15 protein-coding genes are annotated in these 14,755 nt (G+C 37.7%); 10 read left to right on the forward strand and 5 right to left on the reverse strand.

Annotated elements, in window-relative coordinates; translation table 11 throughout:
* Positions 1 to 73 precede the first annotated feature (73 nt).
* From eno to KH893_RS00535, 5 genes are all read left to right on the forward strand, one after another.
* Positions 74 to 1,399, forward strand: a complete 1,326-nt coding sequence (gene eno / locus KH893_RS00515; RefSeq protein WP_281164207.1) for a phosphopyruvate hydratase — start codon at positions 74 to 76, stop codon at positions 1,397 to 1,399.
* A 146-nt stretch (positions 1,400 to 1,545) separates the two neighbouring features.
* The gene (gene secG / locus KH893_RS00520; protein ID WP_281164208.1) at positions 1,546 to 1,782 is read left to right on the forward strand and encodes a preprotein translocase subunit SecG; all 237 of its coding nucleotides are present in this window, start codon (positions 1,546 to 1,548) and stop codon (positions 1,780 to 1,782) included.
* 94 nt (positions 1,783 to 1,876) lie between these two features.
* The gene (gene rnr, locus KH893_RS00525; RefSeq protein ID WP_281164210.1) at positions 1,877 to 4,207 is read left to right on the forward strand and encodes a ribonuclease R; all 2,331 of its coding nucleotides are present in this window, start codon (positions 1,877 to 1,879) and stop codon (positions 4,205 to 4,207) included.
* 50 nt (positions 4,208 to 4,257) lie between these two features.
* Complete coding sequence (gene smpB / locus KH893_RS00530) at positions 4,258 to 4,704, forward strand: SsrA-binding protein SmpB (protein WP_345803720.1); 447 nt, start codon at positions 4,258 to 4,260, stop codon at positions 4,702 to 4,704.
* Between the two features lie 211 nt (positions 4,705 to 4,915).
* On the forward strand, positions 4,916 to 6,037 hold the full coding sequence (locus KH893_RS00535; RefSeq protein WP_281164212.1) for a 3D domain-containing protein: 1,122 nt from the start codon (positions 4,916 to 4,918) through the stop codon (positions 6,035 to 6,037).
* A 47-nt stretch (positions 6,038 to 6,084) separates the two neighbouring features.
* On the opposite strand, the gene KH893_RS00540 is transcribed toward KH893_RS00535, so the two are convergent.
* Genes KH893_RS00540 through KH893_RS00550 form a run of 3 tightly spaced genes read right to left on the reverse strand, consistent with a single transcriptional unit; the run spans position 6,085 to position 8,080 of the window.
* Entirely contained in the window at positions 6,085 to 6,654 is a 570-nt protein-coding gene (locus KH893_RS00540) for a GNAT family N-acetyltransferase (RefSeq protein ID WP_281164213.1), read from the reverse strand.
* Between the two features lie 15 nt (positions 6,655 to 6,669).
* A complete protein-coding gene (locus KH893_RS00545; RefSeq protein WP_281164215.1) occupies positions 6,670 to 7,185 on the reverse strand; it encodes an LURP-one-related/scramblase family protein in 516 nt (171 codons plus the stop codon).
* Between the two features lie 28 nt (positions 7,186 to 7,213).
* Positions 7,214 to 8,080, reverse strand: coding sequence for a Cof-type HAD-IIB family hydrolase (locus KH893_RS00550; RefSeq protein ID WP_281164216.1), 867 nt, complete (start codon positions 8,078 to 8,080; stop codon positions 7,214 to 7,216).
* Positions 8,081 to 8,228: 148 nt separating this feature from the next.
* Between KH893_RS00550 and KH893_RS00555 the strand changes: the two genes are divergently transcribed.
* Genes KH893_RS00555 through tsaE form a run of 3 tightly spaced genes read left to right on the forward strand, consistent with a single transcriptional unit; the run spans position 8,229 to position 10,474 of the window.
* Positions 8,229 to 8,921, forward strand: coding sequence for a uracil-DNA glycosylase (locus tag KH893_RS00555; RefSeq protein WP_281164217.1), 693 nt, complete (start codon positions 8,229 to 8,231; stop codon positions 8,919 to 8,921).
* A 36-nt stretch (positions 8,922 to 8,957) separates the two neighbouring features.
* Complete coding sequence (pta, locus tag KH893_RS00560) at positions 8,958 to 9,932, forward strand: phosphate acetyltransferase (protein ID WP_281164218.1); 975 nt, start codon at positions 8,958 to 8,960, stop codon at positions 9,930 to 9,932.
* Positions 9,933 to 9,955: 23 nt separating this feature from the next.
* The gene (tsaE, locus tag KH893_RS00565) at positions 9,956 to 10,474 is read left to right on the forward strand and encodes a tRNA (adenosine(37)-N6)-threonylcarbamoyltransferase complex ATPase subunit type 1 TsaE (protein ID WP_281164348.1); all 519 of its coding nucleotides are present in this window, start codon (positions 9,956 to 9,958) and stop codon (positions 10,472 to 10,474) included.
* Between the two features lie 59 nt (positions 10,475 to 10,533).
* On the opposite strand, the gene KH893_RS00570 is transcribed toward tsaE, so the two are convergent.
* Positions 10,534 to 11,103, reverse strand: a complete 570-nt coding sequence (locus KH893_RS00570) for a TIGR01440 family protein (protein ID WP_281164219.1) — start codon at positions 11,101 to 11,103, stop codon at positions 10,534 to 10,536.
* 252 nt (positions 11,104 to 11,355) lie between these two features.
* Between KH893_RS00570 and nrdD the strand changes: the two genes are divergently transcribed.
* Together nrdD and nrdG are read left to right on the forward strand one after the other, a co-directional pair.
* Positions 11,356 to 13,506 carry an anaerobic ribonucleoside-triphosphate reductase gene (gene nrdD, locus KH893_RS00575; RefSeq protein WP_281164220.1) on the forward strand — a complete coding sequence of 717 codons (2,151 nt, stop codon included), beginning with the start codon at positions 11,356 to 11,358 and terminating at the stop codon, positions 13,504 to 13,506.
* Between the two features lie 11 nt (positions 13,507 to 13,517).
* Entirely contained in the window at positions 13,518 to 14,108 is a 591-nt protein-coding gene (gene nrdG / locus KH893_RS00580) for an anaerobic ribonucleoside-triphosphate reductase activating protein (protein WP_281164221.1), read from the forward strand.
* Between the two features lie 83 nt (positions 14,109 to 14,191).
* Here nrdG and KH893_RS00585 read toward each other — a convergent pair whose 3' ends face one another.
* On the reverse strand, positions 14,192 to 14,749 hold the full coding sequence (locus KH893_RS00585; protein ID WP_281164222.1) for a M15 family metallopeptidase: 558 nt from the start codon (positions 14,747 to 14,749) through the stop codon (positions 14,192 to 14,194).
* Positions 14,750 to 14,755: the final 6 nt, after the last annotated feature.

Consider the following 14,755-nt stretch of genomic DNA (forward strand, 5'->3'; position numbering starts at 1 on the left):
AACTTTTGTCAAAAACACTTAAAATAAGTTTGAGGTAATCCTCAAGCTAAGCAAACTCAAAGGAGAGTGTATTATGTCTAGTATTACTGAAATTTATGCTCGCGAAGTTTTAGATTCACGTGGCAATCCGACCGTTGAAGCTGAGGTTTATACTGAAGCAGGCGGTTTTGGCCGTGGTATCGTTCCTTCAGGTGCTTCGACTGGTGAACACGAAGCTGTTGAACTTCGTGATGGCGATAAATCCCGCTATATGGGCAAAGGCGTAACCAAAGCAGTTGATAATGTTAATAATGTAATTGCAAAAGAAATCGTTGGTTATGAAGTTACTGATCAAGTTGCAATTGATAAGGCAATGATTGCATTAGATGGTACTCCTAACAAAGGAAAACTTGGTGCTAACGCAATTTTAGCTGTTTCGATTGCTGCTGCTCGTGCTGCTGCTGATGAACTTCAAGTTCCGTTGTACAGCTATTTAGGTGGCTTTAATGCGCATGTTTTGCCAACACCGATGATGAATGTTATTAATGGTGGTGCTCACTCAAATAACAAAGTTGATTTCCAGGAATTCATGATTATGCCGGTTGGTGCTAAAACCGTTAAAGAAGCGGTTCGGATGGGTTCAGAAACTTTCCACAACTTGAAGAACTTGTTGGCAGCTGACGGTAAAGCAACTTCTGTTGGTGATGAGGGTGGTTTCGCACCTGATTTTGCCAATAATGAAGAACCATTGCAATACCTGATCAAAGCAATTGAAGCTGCTGGTTACAAACCAGGTAAAGATGTTGCAATTGCAGTTGATGTTGCAGCATCAGAATTATGGGATAATGATACTAAGAAATACAAGCTCCGTTGGTCAACGGGTGAAGAATTTACAACTCCTGAATTTGTAAAATATATTGAAAACTTAGTTAACAAATATCCAATTATTTCAGTTGAAGATCCAATTGATGAAAATAACTGGGATGATTGGGTAACAATTACGAGTGAATTGGGTAAAAAGGTTCAATTAGTTGGCGATGACTTCTTTGTAACCAATACACAATACCTCAAGAAAGGTATTGAAATGGGAGCAGCTAACTCAATCTTGATTAAACTTAACCAAATTGGGACTTTAACCGAAACTGTTGAAGCAATTGAAATGGCTAAGGAAGCTGGCTATACAGCAATCGTTTCTCATCGTTCTGGTGAAACAGAAGATACAACAATTGCTGATTTGGTTGTTGCTACCAATGCTGGTCAGATCAAGACTGGTTCAATGAGTAGAACTGACCGGATCGCTAAGTACAATCAGTTGATGAGAATTGAAGATCAATTAGGTAAAAATGTTGCTCAGTACAAGGGTGTACATTCATTCTATAATTTAAGCGCTGCTGCCCGTGATGCAATCGAAAACAAATAATTATAATCTAAATTTTGATTAGAATTGCTATAAGTCATTTGTAAAAATGACTTATAGTTTTTTTTTGCCAGAATTCAAACTGGAAATAGAACTGTTTTTATGCTACATTAAAGTAGATATAGATTACATTCTAAGGAGGTAGGACTTTGTACAATTTTCTATTAACGCTCTTGATAATTGTTTCAATTTTAATTATTGTAGCAGTTATGATGCAGCCAGCTAAAAATGATAATGCTGCGACCGCACTTTCTGGAGGGGCGCTGGATTTGTTTAGCAAACAGAAGCCTCGTGGATTTGAAGCATTTATGCAGAAAGTAACAGTCATTCTAGGTATTCTGTTCTTTGCACTTTCATTGGCTTTGGTTTTTATTTCATCACATTGAGCGAAAACCTCCTGCTAAAAATTGCTGGGGGTTTTAATTTTGATAAATAATTAAGAATTTATCATGAATATTTTGAAATAGTACGAGGAATTAAATGGATAAAGAAAAAATAAGTGAAAATTTATTAAATATTTTAAAAAATTCTCCCGATCAAGAGTTTCAAGTACAGGAATTAGCTGATGATTTAATGATGAAGCGTGCAGATCAGTTTAAATTAATTGTCCAAACTCTTGCACAACTTGAACGTCAGAAAAAGGTTATTTTGAATCAAAATGGGGCGTTTACAATTGCTAAAGATGATTCAATGTTAACGGTTGCGGGGGAATTTCACGCAACAGATCGAGGTTTTGGCTTTGTCAGTGTCGATCCTGAAAAACAGGATTATTTTATTAATCCAACCCAAACAATGGCAGCTCTAAATGGTGATCAAGTTGAAGTTGCCGAATTGAAAGCACCTGATTTAAAAACTGGTCGGGGGCCTGAAGGAAAGATCGTCACCATTGTTCAACATGCTTTAACACATGTCGTCGGGGAATTTTTTATTGATCCGACCCAAAATTATGATGAAAGTACCATCGGAGAAATTAAGCTAAAAGATAAAAAGTTAGCTCATTATCGTTTTTTAGTAACTGATCAGGGATTACATCCAGTTACAGGTGAAATTATTTTGGCAGAGATAACGGCTTATCCAAATTCCCATTTACCAGGAATTTTAAAGGGGATAGCTACAAAGGTTATTGGTAACGTCAATGATCCTGGGATTGATATTCTACAAGTTGTTTACCAACATGATTTGCCAACGACATTTCCTGAGGATATTATGCACCAAATTGCAAATATTCCAGATCAAGTAACTGAAGAGGAAAAACGTGGCCGTCGTGATTTAACGCAGCAAGATTTAGTCACGATTGATAGCATTGAATCTAAGGATTTAGATGATGCAGTTACTGCCTGGAAACTGTCAAATGGAAATTTTCATCTAGGAGTGCACATTGCTGATGTTTCTCATTATGTTGTTCCAGGAACACCATTAGATGATGAGGCATTTAAACGAGGTACTTCGGTTTACTTAGCTGATCGTGTCATCCCAATGTTGCCACCAAAACTTTCGAACGGAATTTGCTCTTTGAATCCCCAAGTTGAACGCTTGGCAATGAGTTGCGAGATGGAAATTAATCCGTTGGGACAAGTAGTTCGACATGAAATCTTTCCAAGTGTCATCAAGACAAGCGAACGAATGACTTACAAAGCAGTTAATAATATTTTAGAGTCGCATGATGAAAAGACAATGGAACGATATCAGCAATTAGTTCCGATGTTTGAAACGATGGCGGAGTTGCATAAGGTTTTGAAAAAAATGCGCCGTCAACGTGGAGAAATTGAATTTGAAGATGATGAAGCACAAATTATTCTTGATTCCAAAGGTCATCCAGTTGACATTGTTTTACGTCACCGGGGAATTGGCGAAAAAATGGTTGAGTCATTTATGTTGGCTGCTAACGAGACAGTTGCAGCACATTTTCGAAAATTAAGTGTTCCGTTTATTTATCGAATTCACGAAAATCCTAAGCCAGAAAAAATGCTATCATTTTTTGAGGCTCTTTCAAGTATTGGGATTCAAGTTAAGGGCTCACTGAAGGATATTCGGCCAAAAATGCTGCAAGAAATTATTAAAAAAGTTGCCGGTAAACCAGAGGAGACAATGGTTTCAACAATGTTGCTACGTTCAATGCAACAGGCTAAGTATGCACCAGAACCATTGGGACATTTTGGCTTGGCGGCAGCTGATTATACACATTTTACTTCACCAATTAGACGTTATCCAGACTTGTTGGTCCACCGTTTGATCAGGTATTACTCAGAGAACGGTACTAGTGAGGCTGTTCAGGCGGAAGTTAAAGATCAAATCCCAACAATCGCTGTTCATAGTTCACAAATGGAGCGAAAAGCAGTTGATACGGAACGAGAAACTGATGCAATGAAAAAGGCTGAGTACATGGCTGATCATGTTGGTGAAGAATTTGATGCAATAGTCAGTTCAGTGACTAAGTTTGGAATTTTTGTTGCTTTACCAAATACGGTTGAAGGACTAGTGCATATCAGTGAGATGCATGATGATTTCTATGAATATTTGGAAAAACAAATGGCCTTAGTTGGCAGAAGAACAAAACGGACCTTTAGAATCGGTCAACCAATCAAAGTTAAACTTTTATCAGTTGATGTTGATCAAAAGGAAGTTAATTTCAAAATTTTGAACCCTCAAGCTGCACCTAAAACCGATTTGTTAAAAAAATACGGTAGTTCTGAGCAGAGTCAGAGGTTCAATAACCATCGTCGCACAGGTCGGAATGGTAAAAAGAGTTTCCATTCAAACCAACGTACGGGCTTTAAACCATTTAAGGATAAGTTTAAAAATTCGCATTGATTTATTAAGGGAGGGGAGTGAGATAATTGTTAAAGAAAAATCAGTTTCTGATGCGTCCATTAGCTCAAAATAAAAAAGCAAATCATGATTATAATATTTTGGCTACTTTTGAAGCTGGGATGGTTTTGACAGGAACGGAGATCAAATCAGTTCGTGCTCGGAGAGTAAATTTGAAAGATGGTTTTGCTCAAATCAGAAACGGTGAAGTTTGGTTGATGAATGTTCACATCTCTCCTTATGTTCAAGGTAACCAATTTAATCATGATCCATTAAGAAATCGCAAATTATTATTGCATAAAAAAGAAATTTTACATCTAGCTAACCAGTTGAATGATAAAGGAGTTACCTTAATTCCCTTGAAAGTTTATCTTAAACATGGTTTCGCTAAAGTTTTGCTGGGAGTTGCGAAAGGTAAACACGAATATGATAAGCGCGAAACGATTAAGAAGCGTGATCAGCAACGACAAATTCAACGGGTTTTGAAAAATTATGGCTAGTTAAGCTTTATTGAATCACTTTAGGAACTTTTCTAAGGGAGGTTCTTTTTTTTTAACTTTTTGACACTGGATGGTAATAATTTGTAACTTGAATGCAACCTCTACTAAATAATTGATAATTATAATATAACAAGGGATAGGTATGAGGTGTCGAAAAAAATATGTTTATAAAAGATATGTAAGTTATAAACATAATATGAGAGGCGTTTTTATGCAAAAACAAGGTTTCAAAACCTGGGGATTTAAAAATATTTTGATTATTCTTTTAACTTGTATTAGCTTAGTCGTAGTAAATCAAAAGATTATGGCTGATGAGATTGGTGACTTGCAGCAGCAAGAATCAACTGCCAAGAATAAACTTGATCAAAATAATAATCAGTTAGCTGCCAAAATAGCCTCAGTTAATGATATTTATCAACAGTTAACAAAAGTTAATCAGCATCAGAAAATCACTGAACAGAAATTAGCAAGGACTAATCAAAAACTGCAACAAGCAGAAAGTGAAAAAAAGCAACGCATAGTTGAAGCAAAACAGCGGCTAAGGGAATTACAACAGAAAAAGGGGACACAAAGTGGTTTGAGTTTCCTAGAAAACTCAAAGAACTTTAGTCAGTGGGTCGGAAACCTTATCGCGCTGAGTAAATTGCAAGCGGTATACAATGAAAGCTTTTCAGCTGTTAAACAGAGTGTTCTGCAATTGACAACTACCAAAAAACAGCTGTCGATGTTAAAAGTCCAACAAGCTGAACAGGCTAAAGAATTGGCAGTCGACAAGTCAAAAATGAGTGAATCAATCAGTAGTCTAAAACAAATGGTTGCAGATAATCAAAATGAGATAAAATTACTAGCTAATAAAGTAACCTGGGCTAAGAATGTTCAAGCAAAACAACAAGCGGCTGAACAAGCAGCTCAAAGTTCGGCGGTCGCTGCACAACAAAATCAAAATCAAACGGCTAAGCAAACGAGTAGTTCAACGACAGCTAGTCAAACTCAGTCTTCAGCTCAGTCAACTTCAAGCAGTGCAAATGATAACAGTAATAATAGCAATGATAAAAGTTTGACAATGCAAGCAACTGGCTATTCTAGTGCTGAAGCTGGTGCTAGCAGTTATAGTGCTTTAGGGATTAATCTTAGTGAGAATCCAAAATGTGTGGCTGTTGATCCAAGCGTGATACCCTTAGGAAGTTTGCTTTGGGTTTCTGGTTATGGAGTAGCAATTGCTGGCGATACTGGTGGAGCAATCAAGGGTAATATTATTGATTTGCACTTTTCAAGTGTTCAGCAAGCTTCAAGTTGGGGAAGAAGGACCGTTACTGTTAAAGTTCTTAACTAAAAAAGATGTTCAACTATTAGATTTTGAATAAGTTGAACATCCTTTTTTTAATTTAGTTTTAAAATCAAATGATCATATTCATGTTGACTCAATCTAGTCGTCCCAATTTTAATAAAACCAAGTTTGCGATATAATCTATTAGCACCCGGATTTGCCCAATCAACGTTTAAACCAATTTTTGTTTTACCATAATTTTTTGCTATTTGAGGTAACTTTCTCAACAGAGCAGTTCCAATTCCTTGTCCTTGAAATTCTGGCAAGACAGCAATTGAGTCCAGGTACCACTCAGCTGGAAAAGCCTCATCATCATCAAAAATTTGGGTATTAGCAGGTAAGCCGACTTCCGGGAAAAAAGACCGCATAACCTCATCAACTTGGTGTTCATTTTTATCAGGGTATCCCCAGGCAAAACCAGCCACTTTGCCACTAATCTCAGCTACTAGCGTTTGCGCTAGGCTACTGAGATATTGTGGTGATGCGAAAGATTTTTCGATGACGTAATCGAGTTTTGCAACGGGAATTTTTTTTAATGATGGCAATTCCATCTCATTTAAAATAATTTTAAAAAGCGGAACGATTTGCACAGCATCATCTTTTTTAGCAGAACGAATTATCAAAATAAAAGGCACTTCCTAATCAAAATTAAAGTTAATTTCATAAACTTTTTTTACTTTACCAGCTGGTTTTTGGGCAAAGTAATTTAAAATTGCAACAATACACAAACAGATTGGTTCATGGTGAACCGAATCAATTTTAAGCTGTAGAAAACGACCGTTTGCAAGCAGGACTTCATGCAACTGCATAATTTGTGTTCTTCCCTTAAAGATTCGGTAATTAAGTGAGTAAATATCGCCAACGACAAACCAGTTTAATTCTTTGACAACTAACAGATCCTTTTTGCCGAAGTGATATCTACGTAACTTGCCGATAAAACGGTGCTTGAAATACAAATTAAATCGTGGAAAAATTCCAAATCCAACTTGGCGAATCTCAGCCAAGAGTTCGCCGGATATCGCGTAGACAGATAAAACATCACCATGGCGGCCCCATTTACCAACAACCAAATAGATGGTATCAAAATTTTTGTCAGTTACAGTTGTCGCGCCTTGATGAGACATACGATACTTGCGGGCATAAAGTGTACGCAATAGTCGACGCCCCCTTTTTGAATTAAACTTATCCTTCTTTTAAAACTTGTCGAATAGCAACGGCCACACCATGTTGAAGATTAGAAACAGTTAAGCGCTTAGCAGCTTGTTTAACGCTCTCAATAGCATTATCCATTGCGTAACTTACCCCAGCAATACGAATCATCGAGAGATCGTTATTGTTATCACCAATCGCCATTACATTATCCATGGGAATATTTAGTTGATCAGCATATTTTTGTAAAGCGATACCCTTTTGTGCATTGATTTGGTTGATTTCAAGATTTGAAGCTGCTGATGAAGTAATTACTAACGAATCAATCTTTTTAATTTTATCTTTGATCGGATCAAGAACTTTTTTTCCTTCATTGCTAAAAGCAACGATCTTGTAAATTTTCAAATGCGGTGTGTTGATCAATTCAAAATAATTGTCGGTATAGTTGATCTTCATCAATTCCATTCTTGCTGCAGCAAATGAAACAGCTAGTTTAAAAGGCGTTTCTGGATTGATGCGCGTTAGGAGTTCAGCAAAGTTTTCAATCCGCTTGGAACGGTTATCAGAATAAATGCCTTGTGAAGTAATGACTTCAAAATACAATTTCTGTTGTTTTAAAAAATGCATGATTTTCGTTGCTAATTGACTGCTGATCGGGGCAGAACTCAAAAGTTTTCCAGTTTCATCAAATACTTGTGCGCCATTTAAAGTAATCATCGGGCAATTAATACCAGCATCTTGAAGCAATGGCTTAATTTCATTGTATTGCCGACCCGAGGAAACAATAAAATGGACGCCGGCAGCCTGTGCTTGCTTGATAGCAGCTGCATTTTCGGGAGAAATTGTCATTTTGTCATTTAATAGGGTTCCATCCATATCAGAAGCTATAATTTGGATCATTTTCAATCCCTCACTTAATAATAGTAGGCTCTTACTTCATTCTACCATGAAAACGTGTTTTTTTTTAGCATCTTTCCTTAAGCAGTCAAAGTAATTTGTCGCCACTCAAGCAAAGTATTTTATGTTAAAATAAATTCGAGGTGAAATTATGAAAACGTTCATTCATAATGATTGGCAGGAAGTTTTAGGTCCAGAGTTTGAAAAAAACTATTATTTAAAATTACATGATTTTTTAAAAAAAGAATATGCTACCCAGCAGATACATCCCGATATGTATCATATTTTTCAAGCGTTTGAGTGGACTCCCTTTCAAGCGGTCAAAGTCTGCATTCTCGGACAGGACCCATATCATGGCCCGCATCAGGCGCATGGCTGCAGTTTTTCGGTTTTACCAGGAGTAAAGTTGCCGCCATCACTGATCAATATTTACAAAGAATTGGAAAATGATCTAGGAATTAAACCGGTTAATCATGGCTATTTAAAGAAATGGGCCGATCAAGGTGTTTTGTTGTTGAATTCAGTTTTGACAGTTCGCGATGGTCAAGCGTTTTCGCATCATGGAAAAGGTTGGGAACAACTAACTGATAAAGCAATTGCTGCTTTATCAACTCGGCAAAGGCCAGTTGTTTTCATTCTTTGGGGCAAAGCAGCACAAGATAAAATCAAACTGATCGACACTAAAACTAATATTGTATTGAAATCTGCTCATCCTAGTCCGTTATCTGCTAATCGTGGATTTTTTGGATCACGTCCTTTTTCGAAGACGAATGCTGCTTTATTGGCGATGGGAGAAAAGCCAGTCGACTGGCGGTTGCCAGCTGATCCCGGGAAAGTTGACTAATTGAAGTTGCTTGAAAAATGTTAAGGAGGAAAAATAATGGATCTGTTTGAAGAATTAATTGCAAAGGTTAAATCTGCATCCCCAAAAATCGTTTTCCCAGAAGGAAATGATGGCAGGATTGTCAAAGCCGCTGTTCGATTAGCTCAAGATGGAATTTTAAAACCAGTCATTCTGGGCAAAAGGATTGAAATTGAAAAATATGCGGGGCAAACGTTACCGACTGAAGTTCAAACGATCGATCCGGCGGCTTATCCTGCTACAAGTTTTGATAAGATGGTTGCAGCTTTTGTTGCACGCCGAAAAGGTAAAAATACTGAAGAACAAGCACGACAAATGTTACGAGATGTTAATTATTTTGGGACAATGTTAGTTTACCTTGGTGAAGTTGATGGCCTGGTTTCTGGGGCGGCTCATCCGACTGGGGATACGGTTCGGCCAGCCCTACAGATTATTAAAACCAAACCGGGTATTTCCAGAACGAGTGGAGCTTTTGTCATGGTTCGCGGTCAAGAACGCTATTTGTTTGCTGATTGTGCAATCAATATTGATCCAGATGCTCAGCAATTAGCCGAAATAGCGGTTGAAAGTGCTAAAACAGCAAGATTATTTAAGATTGATCCTAGAATCGCAATGTTAAGCTTTTCAACGCTAGGTTCAGCTAAATCGCCAGCTGTTGACAAAGTTGTTGCAGCTGTCAAGATTGCTCAGCAACTAGCGCCGACTGAACTAATTGATGGTGAGTTACAATTTGATGCGGCCTTTGTTCCTAGTGTCGCCGCTAAAAAGGCTCCAAGTTCTAAAGTTGCTGGTCAAGCGAATGTTTTTGTCTTTCCAGAACTGCAAGCTGGTAACATTGGCTATAAAATTGCTCAACGTATGGGAGGATTTACAGCGATTGGACCGATTCTGCAAGGCTTGAATCAACCGGTTTCGGATCTTTCCCGGGGTGCAAGTGAAGATGATGTCTATAAAGTGGCTGTGATCACAGCTTTGCAGGCAATTAATAATTAAAAATGAAAGTGTGAGCGGATTTGCTGAGAATTTTGACGAGAGATTTTGCAGAAACACAACGAATCGCACAATTGCTAGCAAGATTGCTCCAGCCAAATGATGTAATTTTGTTAAAAGGTGACTTGGGCGTTGGTAAAACAACTTTTACCAAAGGTCTTGCACTTGGACTGGGAATCGATCATCGAATCAAGAGCCCAACTTTTGATATTGTAAATGAATACCATCAAGGTCGAATTCCACTATTTCATTTAGATGTTTATCGTCTTGAAAAGACTGGTGGCAATGATTTAGGCTTAGAGGAATATTTTAATGGTAGTGGCGTTAGTGTGGTTGAGTGGCCACAGTTTATACTTGATGATTTACCGAGGACCTTTTTACTGATTAAGATTTTGCGGCAAACAAATGAAATTGACGATTCCCGAAGAGAAATTGAGCTGTTGGCTGTTGGAGATCATTATCAGCGGCAACAAGTGAAATTTATCAGTTTATTAAAAAAGGAATTTCCTACACTGACATATTCAATAGTGACAGATCCTAAATGAATTTGTACTATCAAAAAACCAGCTATGAACGACTTAATTTGTCATAGCTGGTTCTTTGGCTATTTTTTTACTGGATCTTCCCATTGATATTTTGCTCTTTGACCACCAATCAATTTCGGACGGCTTCTTAAATAAGTAGTGTGAGCGGCGCCAATTTCCTTGATTGAAGTCCGCACAGGAATCTGGACAAATTTAACCTGCATCCCAATTGAAGTATCGCCGATATCCATTCCGGCTTGCGCAATGATATGTTCAACTTCAACTGGTTCTTCAAAGTATTCAAAAGCTGCTACTTGAGCTGCTCCACCAGCATGAAGTGCTGGGTAGACTGAAACTATCTCAAGATTATTGGCTTGAGCTACTTTTTTCTCAACAACCAAAGCACGATTAAGATGCTCACACCCTTGGACTGCTAGTTGGATTTTTTGCGGCTTAAGCAGTGATAATAAAGCTTTGATAACTGTTTGACCAATTTCAAGGTTTGAATTTTTACCAATTCGATCACCTTGAATTTCGCTAGTACTGCAACCAAGTACAAAAATATCATCAGCTTCTAATTGAGCAACTTGCAACAGCTCACTGGCTCCAGCGATAACTTTTCTTTTAAGCTCATCTAGTTTGACTTCCAAATAAATCTCTCCTTTACCAAAAAATCATTAAACTTATTATAACGCTTAACTAAACTTTGACCAGATTTAGCATAAATGAATTTTTCTTGCGAAAGTTTGAGCATTATCAAAAGCTGATAGTGATTGGCTTAAATCAAGTTCCATCTTACACAATATATGGTATATATCAAACTTTAATAAACAATATATATTGTTTTTGGACTGAAACGGATATAGAATGTAGTTATTAAAGAATAAATGGAGGGGACGAAAATGGCACCGAAACAGGAAGTTGAAGTGAAAAATAAAGCAATTGAAGTGCCAACAGTTTTGGTTAAGCGTGATGGTGCTAAACGCCCATTTGCTGCTTATAAGTTGGGTTTAGTTTTAAATCAGTTAAAAGTTACTGATACTCTACAAAAAAAAGTAATTAATGAAGTTTTAGAAAATTTAAATCGTCCCATAGTTGCTGCCGCTGATGTTTATCGTGAAATGGTTGTTGCCTTGAACAAGTTGGGACTCAATCAACAAGCAATTAATTTTGTTGAAGAACATAAACGGCGTCAAGCTGAATGGCAAAAGGCAACTGATCCAACCAGCAGATTAGTTAGATTGCAGCAAAAAGATCCGGCTTTAGTTCATGAAAATGCAAATAAAGATAGTCGGGTTTTTAATACACAAAGAGATTTGACAGCAGGCGCAGTTGCTAAAACATTAGGCTTGAAAATGATGCCGGAACATGTAGCCAAGGCTCATTTACGCGGTGATATCCATTATCATGATTTAGATTACACTCCCTGGAGCACGATGACTAATTGCTGCCTGATCGACTTTAAAGAAATGTTGACTCATGGCTTTAAAATTGGAAATGCTGAAGTGGAAAGCCCACATTCCATTCAAACAGCTACGGCACAGATGTCGCAAATTATCGCTAACGTTGCTTCTAGTCAATATGGTGGTTGTTCAGCCGATCGCATTGATGAATTATTAGCGCCATTTGCTCAAAAAAATTATACTAAGCACCTTAAGGCAGCTCAGGGTTATATTGATAATCCAGCAAAACAGAAAAAGTTTGCTACTGAACGGACTAAGAAGGATATTTATGATGCAATGCAAGGCTTAGAGTATGAAATCAACACGCTTTTTTCGTCTCAAGGTCAGACACCATTCACCACAATTGGTTTTGGATTAGGCACTTCTTGGATTGAACGTGAAATTCAAAGATCAATTCTTAAAGTTCGGATCGCTGGCTTAGGTAAGGAAAGAAGAACCGCAATTTTTCCTAAATTAATTTTCACTTTGAAACAGGGCTTAAATCTGCATCCTGGAGATCCTAATTATGATATTAAGGAATTAGCTGTTGAATGTGCAACCCAACGGATGTATCCAGATATTTTAATGTACGATAAGATTAAAGAGATCACTGGCAGTTTTAAAGTTCCAATGGGATGCCGGAGCTTTTTACAGGGCTGGAAAGATGAAAATGGTCATGAGGTTAACTCTGGTCGAATGAATTTGGGTGTCGTGACGGTTAATTTACCACGCATTGCGCTTGAATCTCAAGGAGACAAGCAGCTTTTTTGGGAGATTTTCAATGAACGAATGCAAACCTGCAAGGAAGCTTTAGTTTTCAAAGTAAACCGGGTTAAACAAGCTCGACCGGATAATGCGCCAATTTTATATGAATACGGTGCTTTTGGTAAGCGGCTCAAACCCGAGGATGACGTTGATGAGTTATTTAAGCATCGGCGAGCAACGGTTTCTTTAGGTTACATTGGTTTATATGAAGTTGGAACTGTTTTTTATGGATCTAATTGGGAACATAATCAGCAAGCTCATAAGTTCACCCTTGAAATTGTTAAGCAAATGAAGAAAAAGTGTGTTGAATGGTCAGATGAATATGACTACCATTTCAGTTTATACTCAACTCCAAGTGAATCATTGACTGATCGTTTCTGTCGGTTAGATTCTGAACGTTTTGGTCGAATTTCGGATATTACTGCCAAGGATTATTACACTAACAGTTTCCATTATGATGTTCGTAAACATCCAACTCCGTTTGAAAAGCTTACTTTTGAAATGGATTATCCGAAGTATGCATCAGGTGGTTTTATTCATTATTGTGAATATCCTAATTTGAAGCAGAATCCGAAAGCTTTGGAAGCTGTTTGGGACTGGGCTTATGATAAAGTGGGTTACTTGGGGACTAATACACCAATCGATCATTGCTTCAAATGTGGCTTTGAAGGTGAGTTTAAAGCAACTGAAAGAGGATTTGAGTGTCCAACCTGTGGCAATCACGATCCTAAGACTTGTGATTGTGTCAAACGGACTTGCGGTTATTTAGGGAATCCGCTGGTTCGTCCGATGGTTCATGGTCGCCATGTTGAAATTGCTTCTCGTGCGAAAAACTTATTCAATTAAGGATGATGAAGATGACCAAACAAGCAAAAAATATTCGTAGGCCACGTGATCCGCAGCCTAAGGAATGGCTGGCCAGCGATTTAAGTCAGCAGTATATTGCTGATTACAAGCCCTTTAATTTCGTTGATGGTGAAGGAGTGCGTTGCAGTCTTTATGTCAGTGGTTGCAAGTTTGCCTGCCCGGGATGTTATAACAAAGCAGCTCAGAGTTTTCATTACGGGACTCCTTATACGCAAGATTTAGAAGATGCAATTATTAAAGATCTTGGGCAGCCCTATTGTCAGGGCCTAACTTTGCTGGGTGGTGAACCGTTTTTGAATACTCAAGTTTGCATTCAACTTGTTAAGCGACTAAGGAGAGTCTATGGTCATACAAAAGATGTTTGGTCGTGGAGTGGTTATTATTGGGATGAACTGTTAAGGGATTCAGCTGATAAATTGGAACTTTTATCATTGATCGATATTTTAGTTGATGGTCGTTTTGAGCTGGCGAAGAAAGACTTGACGTTGCAATTTAGAGGAAGTTCGAATCAGCGGATAATCGATGTTCCCAAGTCATTAAAAGCGGGTCAAATTGTTTTGTGGGATCGACTTTTAAGATAGGATCGGTTAGTATTTGATCATAATTATTTAAAAACGTCAGAAAAAAGCAATTGGAAAAATTAATTTTCCAATTGCTTTTTTAATTAAGCGTAATCAATCGGATTTGCCTGTAATGGCGGATATTCATCCATTTGTTTATCACGATAATCCCACCATTCATCCGAATAACCAACAAATCCGGCTGCTAACATAGCCTGATTTAATAACTGATAGTTTTTTTCTTGAAGAGCGGTTCGGGGATAATTTCGGTGGGCCTTTTTTGAAAAATCATCAAAGCCGCTTTGCATTGTTAATTCATTTCCTACTAAATCAGTTAAAGTTAAGTCAAAGGTCACCCCTTTTTGGTGACTGAAGTTTGGATCGGGTTGAGCAACAAAGGTTGGGTCAGGATGAACCTGGAAAAGCTTTTTTTGGGCAGTTACTGGACGAAAGGCATCCCAAATTTTGATTCGATAGCCAGCTGACAATAATTTCTGACTAGCTTGAGCTAACTTTTTAGCGGTACCAGTTCGGGCGATAGCAATCTTAAAATCATAAATCACTTGATGAGTAAAGTTATTAGGAGTTGCATAGCGTAAATCAACAATAATTGTTGGGGCTAATTTTTGAACGTTGGTAAAACCTAAATCTGTTTTTTGCATAACTTT

This window comes from Liquorilactobacillus sicerae, from assembly GCF_029916425.1.
GTDB lineage: Bacteria > Bacillota > Bacilli > Lactobacillales > Lactobacillaceae > Liquorilactobacillus > Liquorilactobacillus sicerae.